The following is an 821-nucleotide window of genomic DNA, read 5'->3' as shown; positions in this document are numbered from 1 at the left end:
GCGCGAACAAATCGACGCGCTCCAGGCCGAGGTGATCCTGCTCAGCGCGCCCCAAGGCATCGCCTTGAGCAGTGGCGAGCACCTGCAACTGGCGGCGCAGGAGAATCTGATGCTCAACGCCGGTGGCCAAGCCGACTTCAGCGTGGTCAAGCGCCTGTTCATGGGTGTGGGCCAGGGATTTAGCCTGTTTGTGCGCAAGCTGGGGATCAAGCTGATCGCCAACCATGGCCCGGTCAGCGTGCAAGCGCAGAACGACTCCCTGGAACTGCTGGCTCGCCACGGGCTGTCAATTACCAGCACCGAAGACGAAATCCGCATCACCGCCAAGAAGAAAATCAACCTCAATGGCGGTGGTAGCTACCTCACCCTGGATGGCGGCGGCATCGAATCGGGAACGTTGGGCGATCACAACGTCAAGGCTGCGCACTTCGCCTTTAGCGGTCCGGCCAGCATGACCGCCGCGCATCCGGATTATCCGCAAAGCCTGTCCAAACAAGTTCTGCGGCTCAACGTGCCGCAAGCCCCAAACGCTTCCAGCGAAGGCTGGGCAGGCATGCCCTACACCCTGTACGCCGACGGCGCGCTACTCAAGCGAGGTGTGTTGGACAAGACCGGGCAACTGTTGATTGACCACCAGGTTGTGACTCAAACCTATCGGCTGGTGATGGCCAACAGTGTTGCCTACCAGATTCCGGTTCCCACCGACTACCGCAATCCCGAACAGGCGCACTTGGCCAATCGCGGCTTGCAAAACCACCCCTCGCGAACCAATGCCGAGGTGAGTGAGCCCACCTCGCACACCGATCACCGCGCCCTGTACG

1 protein-coding gene is annotated in these 821 nt (G+C 61.1%); it reads left to right on the top strand.

The window, feature by feature from the left end; genetic code table 11:
- The coding region (locus ACYP2Q_RS31445) for a DUF2345 domain-containing protein (protein WP_459734100.1) at positions 1-821 on the top strand (821 nt) is incomplete at both ends.

The organism is Pseudomonas sp. MHK4 (genome assembly GCF_054600775.1).
This window is presented reverse-complemented; position numbering and strand designations above follow the sequence as displayed.